Origin of the sequence: Wenyingzhuangia aestuarii (assembly GCF_011927765.1) — a bacterium.
GTDB lineage: Bacteria > Bacteroidota > Bacteroidia > Flavobacteriales > Flavobacteriaceae > Wenyingzhuangia > Wenyingzhuangia aestuarii.
This window is the reverse complement of sequence record NZ_JAATJG010000029.1, coordinates 1-5,961: the sequence shown is the minus strand read 5'-3', so window position 1 is coordinate 5,961 and position 5,961 is coordinate 1. Positions and strand designations below refer to the sequence as shown.

Here is a 5,961-nt window from a genome sequence, read left to right as displayed (position 1 = left end):
ACACTGATAAACACTTGATTTTAATGAAAAAGTTAACAGCGTAACTAATAAGCGAAATTTAAAAGATTACTCTTGTTTTATAGGGGTCAAAACAGTTGTTTTCCGTGGAAGGCAGTTGCGACAATTCTATGAACTGTCTCTGACGAGAAACCTATATAACCATCTTTTTTATGAGAACTACCAAAAGTCCATTTTTCGTCTAATGGTCTTTTTCTTTTGTTTAGTTTTCTATACCTAAAAATAGAACCATTGTCTCTTACACGATAAGTTTCTCCTCTATATTCACAAATTTTTTCTGATTTATATATATTTAATATGTCCTCCAGTTTTTTATTTTCTGACATGATTTGAAATTAGGTACAACGGTTTTGTATAAGAAAAGTTGCGTATTTTAAGTACTAAAGTTAACAAATAAAAGCCAAATTGAAAGTCTGCGAGAACTTTCGTAAATTGGCTTTTACCAGCAATTTTTTTTATACGGTGTTGGGCTTAGTTTTATCATCCAGAAATATATTTTCCATATTTAATTTTTCGGATTAGATAGATTATTAAACTAGATAATATTATACAGATTAATGTTGTTATTGGAATACTAATAATAGGATTTGTAAATGTCCAATTTATTCCAATATTGTTTAAAAGAGTTAATATTAATATATGAACTAAATAAATTCCAAAACTTTCGTCACTTAAAAATGAAATTATTTTTTTCATCATAGAGTTTTCAATTCTATATTTCTTAAATAACAGGAAAATTCCAACAGAACTAAGTATAACATTTGGTGTTAAGTATCCATAAAAATATTCTGAAAATTCATTATTTCTGACCGTTAAGTAATAGGTGCCAAAAATAGTAATGGTTATTCCAATTAATGCAAATATGATTGGAATATATTTATTCTTTATTGTCAAATTTGATAAGTAATATCCTAAAATCATATATCCAACATATCCTGTGAAATTAGTCAAAGGAATTTTTGGAAGATACATTTTAAAATATGGAAGACTATAAATAATTGTAATGAACCAAATTATTATAAAATATAGTATATCATTATTATTCGAGTTTTTAATCCATTTTCTTAAAATCGGAATTAGTAAATATAATCCAAGTAATGTATAAACAAACCATAGATGAAATTGACTACCATTAAATAAATTTCGTATTATCATTTTAATAAATTCTATTGGAGTAAAAGATTTTTCTCCAATTAAAATATAATCATAGAATATATAAATCAGACTCCAAAATATTAATGGAGGTAATATTCTCCAAAATCTTTTTTTTAAAAAATAACTTAATTCATAATCTTTATTTAGCAATAGAGCTCCGCTAAGCATAAAAAAAATAGGAACACAGAATCTAACCATCCCATCATAAATATTTCCTATTATCCAATCTTTTTCAGAAATTTCTCCATATTTATATAAAATTGGAGCTGACACGTGAAGTACAATTACTGCGATTGTTGAAATAACTCTTAAATTATCTAACCAAATTAGTTTTTCTTTCAATATGTTCTTTTTTAATTAAGCCCAACGGTTTTGGCTAGGCTTTGTGCGGGCTTGAAAATCGACAAGATTTTCGAACACGTACTAAGCCGAAGCTTTTTGTTTGGATTTGTTTCTTTGGTTTTCACAAAGCCAAATCAACAAGATTTGGCGACTTAGTAAATATACACAAAACTTTGAAGTTAGCACAAAACCCGCATGAAGTTTAGCCGGTGTTACCTAACGTTTTTATCTAATTCCACCTGTTGGATTTTCTTTAGTTTTCCATGTGAAATTTCCTTTATATTTTTTTTCAAATCTTAACATAGATGCTTTAAATTGACCTATAACTAAAATGGCATCGCTATTTGTTGGTAAAGAATCGTCATCCAATATGTCAAGAAATATATTTGTAGGTTCTAGAATTAATATATTTTTTACAGGTTCTAAAACTCTATTGACATTTTTTACTTTAAATTTATTGAGAGGTTCGTCTGGTTTCTTTTTACTAAACTCTTTCATTTCAAAATAAATTGAATCTAGAAGTTGAGTTAACATTCTAAATTCCTCAACTTGCGAATCTGTTGGTAATGTGTCTTTTTTTGCCATTATTAATTTTTTAGTTTTTTTGGTGCAGATGTTTTTATTGTAGATTCATTTCCGTCAACGAGCCAACACCAAGCATTAATACTTGTACGTATAACATTATCTCCTCTTAATTTTTCTAAACAATTTAAATATTGTTCAAATATAAATGTAACATCACTATTTGAAGGTAAATCATCTTCCTCGAAAATTTCAAAACCTTCTAATGGTTTATATATTCCAGTCAAAAGGTTGTTAGCTTCTATCAATAACTGATTAATAAATTTTAGTTTGAATTTATTTACAGCATCATTAGGGCTTTTTCTTGAAAGAATACCTATTTCTTTATATAAACCCTCTATTTGACTTTGTGTTTTTTCAAATTTATTTACTTCTAATTCTGTCATAAAATTTAATTTTTAAGATGGGCACATTCTTGTAAACTCAATATATTTTCTTTTTATAACTTCAATAGGATATCGTTGTTTACTATTAAAGACTTCTGTCATCAATTTTAAATCTGAATCATCTAAAATTAAAATACATTTTCTATGAGCAGACCACAGGTCAATAACATTTTTAATTACTTTTTTAGGAGGTGGATTTCGTGTAATAATAATACCAAATTTCCCAAATTGTTCTTTTAAATAGCGATTTAATTGAAGAATATGTTCTTGCTTTACTTCCTTTACATTTTTAAGTTCCATTACGATTTGTGTACAATCGTAAGTGTCATAAATTTCTTTTAGAAAATCAACAGAACGGTTGTTATAAAATATTAAATCTCTAATCTGTACACCTGACTCTGTACGACTTTGCTCTTTAGCAAAATCAAGATGAGGATAAACTAATGAAGTTAATAATTGACATGCATTCTCTTCAAACTTTATATCAGCATTATTTGTTTTTCCTGTTGGAAGTTTAATTATTGTTGACATTTTTCTTGTAGCAGATGTAACAGGAATTTGATTAAAAAGCGGGTCGTTTTTACAGTTTTCAAACTGTTTTTCTTTTATTTCAGTATATGTTTTTACAAGGTCATAATTTGAACGATTAAAATTTAAAAGTTTTACTTTATCAGGTAATTCTTGACCATCTACGTATAAGTTTTTTATATAGTAGTTTTTGAAGTAATCATCAGTGTTAATCCAGGGAATAAACCGAAGCCATCTTTTGGGAACAAGAAGTATTGGTGATTTAGTAATTGGATTCACTGGTAGGTATGTTTCTTCTTTAACAAATCTATTAAGTTTAGAATCGTAAAGATTATTTATTGTCACTTTTTCAATAGGTATTAAATGTTTTTCACATTGTTCAATTGTATAGTCAACTAAAAAAGATTGAATGTAATTACAAGCAATATCACTAACTCTATCCTTTGAAAAATTATCTACTAATAATTGAATTTCTTCAAAATGAATAAAACCAGATTTAGAGATTTGAGGGATTGAACTAAAAATGTTTGTAATTTCTGAAGCTAACTTTGTACCAATTCTCTTACCTGTTCTTGTTTTAGAATTTCCAAATCCAACTTCATCACATTCTGATGCACGAATTATTAAATCTATAGCCTCTTTTTCTTTTCTTTTATTTACTAAATGTGATAAATGATTAAAACTATTAGTTATTGATAAGTGTAAAGAATTATCCTGCATTGAAGGTGATTTCCATAATAAAAAGGGATCAACGTAGAGTGGAATATCTTCATCTAAAAATGGAATAGCAAAATCTACCTCTTCTTGAGTGATTGGAATATTGTGATAATCAGTTAATCTAGGTCGTATTATACTCATTCATTTTAAATGTTAGGTAACGGTTTTGGCTATGGTTAGTGCGGTTTGAAAATCGACAAGATTTTCGGGCTGGCACTAAGCTAGAGCCTTTTTGTTTAATTTTTATTTTATTGTCAAAAAGCTAAATCGAAAAGGATTTAGCGACATAGTAAATATACACAAAACTTTGGAATAGGAGAGAAGCCAGCATTAACTATAGCCGTTGTTAGCTAACGTTTTTTAATTGTTTCAAATTCAATCCATTCGGACCAGTTTTTCGACTCATTTCCTTCATCGTCAATTATGTTAAATCTGATTTTATAAAAAGAATTTAGATTAAAATAAAACTCTCCTCCACACATACTTCTTCCAATAGATAAATTTTCCCCTTTGTTCTTAATTATACAATATGTGGTTTTTATATTAGTCTTTAAATCAATTAGTTCTGATTTTAATATAATTGATTCACTTTCTGAATCAGGAAATTTAAAGTTGACATTTTGTGAAGGACCGCATCCGTAACTTTGTGAGTTAAAACTTAAAAATTCGGGTTTTTCTTTTATTCTTGTGATTGAATGATTTGAATTTGTTATTATCCATTTAATAGATTCAAATTTTTTAGTATCATGATTATATTTCGAAAGAAGTTCTTTTTCATTGCTATTTATGTTTTCAATTATTAATTCATATTCTTCACCTATAATTAACTTTCTTTCAGGTATTAAAATAGCTTGTTTGGTTAATGATTGACCCGAAAATATTTCTTTTACATTTAGATTTACAATTTCATTATTGGATTTTAAATATATAGGAAAATCTTTATTCAGGAGAGATATAATTTCTTTTTGTGTATTTGTATTTCCTTGAATTAAAATTAATGAGTTTTGGGGTAAATTATCAGAATATGGATATATACTAAAATGAGGTTCTTTACATTTAGAAAAAGCATTCATAGATAGTGATAAAAGTATAAAAAAGAAGATTTTTTTCATAATGTTAGCTAACGGTTTTGGCTAGGCTTTGTGCGGGAAGAAAATCGGCAAGATTTTCGAACACGGACTAAGCCGAAGCTTTTTGTTTGGTTTTGTTTCTTTGGTTTCACAAAGCCAAATCAACAAGATTTGGCGACCTAGTAAATATACACAAAACTTTGAGAAAGCACAGAACCCGCATGAAGTTTAGCCGGTGTTGTAACATGTGCTTATCTACTTATTTTTAAGATTCGGAAAGCTCCTTGAATTACTAAAATAAAAACTACTGTTCCTATAATTAAGTCAGGTTTATTTGAGTTTAACCAATTTACTAAAATAGCAGCAATTATAACACCTAAATTAATAATTACATCATTTGACGTAAAAATCATACTTGCTTTCATATGTGCTTCTTCTTTACTTTTTGATTTTTGTAATATATAAAGACATATTCCATTTGCGATTAAGGCAAAAACAGAAATAACAATCATTGTCGAAAAGTTTGGGAGTTTTTCTGTATTAAAAAATCTTCTTAAAATCTCCAAAAAGCCTATAATAGCAAGAGTTATCTGAAAATACCCAGCAAGTTTTGCAATTCTTTTTTTCTTTATAATAGTTCCTCCAACAGCAAATAGACTAATTCCGTATACAAAGCTATCAGCAAGCATATCTAGACTGTCAGCAACAAGCCCCATAGATTTAGAAATAATTCCAGTTATCATTTCAATGACGAAAAAAGCAAAATTAATACTGAGTACAGTCAATAGCAGTTTTTTTTGGTTTTCATTTTCCTTAAAATCTATTTTTTCAGTTTTTTCAGTTAATATTTTTTTCCCTCCTAAATTTAATTCAATGATTGATTTTTCAATTTTGTCTATTTCCCCATTGTGAAAAATGGTTAATTTTCGGTTAGGAATATCAAAATTTAAATTGGCAATATTTGGTATACTGTCTAATTTCATTCTAATTATATTTTCTTCAGAAGGACAGTCCATTTTAGTGATTTCAAATGTTGTTTTCTCCATTTTTTTTTTCAGCATTTGTTACAACGGTTTTGGCTAGGATTAGTACGGGAAGAAAAGGAGCAGAGCCTTTTCGAACACGGACTAAGCCGAAGCCTTTTTTTTGGTTTTAATTTTCTT

The 5,961-nt window shown here is 27.6% G+C and carries 7 protein-coding genes; all 7 read right to left on the bottom strand.

Going from position 1 to position 5,961, the window contains the following annotated elements:
- Window positions 1-86 precede the first annotated feature (86 nt).
- Window positions 87-344 (bottom strand): hypothetical protein, encoded by a 258-nt coding sequence (locus GGR97_RS15025; RefSeq protein WP_167899351.1) that lies wholly within the window; start codon window positions 342-344, stop codon window positions 87-89.
- Between the two features lie 154 nt (window positions 345-498).
- Window positions 499-1,515 (bottom strand): acyltransferase, encoded by a 1,017-nt coding sequence (locus GGR97_RS15020; RefSeq protein WP_167899350.1) that lies wholly within the window; start codon window positions 1,513-1,515, stop codon window positions 499-501.
- Window positions 1,516-1,740: 225 nt separating this feature from the next.
- Window positions 1,741-2,100, bottom strand: coding sequence for a hypothetical protein (locus GGR97_RS15015; protein WP_167899349.1), 360 nt, complete (start codon window positions 2,098-2,100; stop codon window positions 1,741-1,743).
- A 2-nt stretch (window positions 2,101-2,102) separates the two neighbouring features.
- Window positions 2,103-2,483 carry a hypothetical protein gene (locus GGR97_RS15010; protein WP_167899348.1) on the bottom strand — a complete coding sequence of 127 codons (381 nt, stop codon included), beginning with the start codon at window positions 2,481-2,483 and terminating at the stop codon, window positions 2,103-2,105.
- A 12-nt stretch (window positions 2,484-2,495) separates the two neighbouring features.
- On the bottom strand, window positions 2,496-3,869 hold the full coding sequence (locus GGR97_RS15005; protein ID WP_167899347.1) for a GxxExxY protein: 1,374 nt from the start codon (window positions 3,867-3,869) through the stop codon (window positions 2,496-2,498).
- 209 nt (window positions 3,870-4,078) lie between these two features.
- Entirely contained in the window at window positions 4,079-4,840 is a 762-nt protein-coding gene (locus tag GGR97_RS15000) for a hypothetical protein (RefSeq protein ID WP_167899346.1), read from the bottom strand.
- A 209-nt stretch (window positions 4,841-5,049) separates the two neighbouring features.
- Window positions 5,050-5,844 carry a cation transporter gene (locus GGR97_RS14995; protein WP_167899345.1) on the bottom strand — a complete coding sequence of 265 codons (795 nt, stop codon included), beginning with the start codon at window positions 5,842-5,844 and terminating at the stop codon, window positions 5,050-5,052.
- Window positions 5,845-5,961 lie beyond the last annotated feature (117 nt).

Bases quoted from the DNA above. Each gene is read 5' to 3' on its own strand.
- GGR97_RS15025 (WP_167899351.1), bottom strand. From the start codon at position 344: ATGTCAGAAAATAAAAAACTGGAGGACATATTAAATATATATAAATCA.
- GGR97_RS15015 (WP_167899349.1), bottom strand. From the start codon at position 2,100: ATGGCAAAAAAAGACACATTACCAACAGATTCGCAAGTTGAGGAATTT.
- GGR97_RS15010 (WP_167899348.1), bottom strand. From the start codon at position 2,483: ATGACAGAATTAGAAGTAAATAAATTTGAAAAAACACAAAGTCAAATA.
- GGR97_RS15005 (WP_167899347.1), bottom strand. From the start codon at position 3,869: ATGAGTATAATACGACCTAGATTAACTGATTATCACAATATTCCAATC.
- GGR97_RS15000 (WP_167899346.1), bottom strand. From the start codon at position 4,840: ATGAAAAAAATCTTCTTTTTTATACTTTTATCACTATCTATGAATGCT.
- GGR97_RS14995 (WP_167899345.1), bottom strand. From the start codon at position 5,844: ATGGAGAAAACAACATTTGAAATCACTAAAATGGACTGTCCTTCTGAA.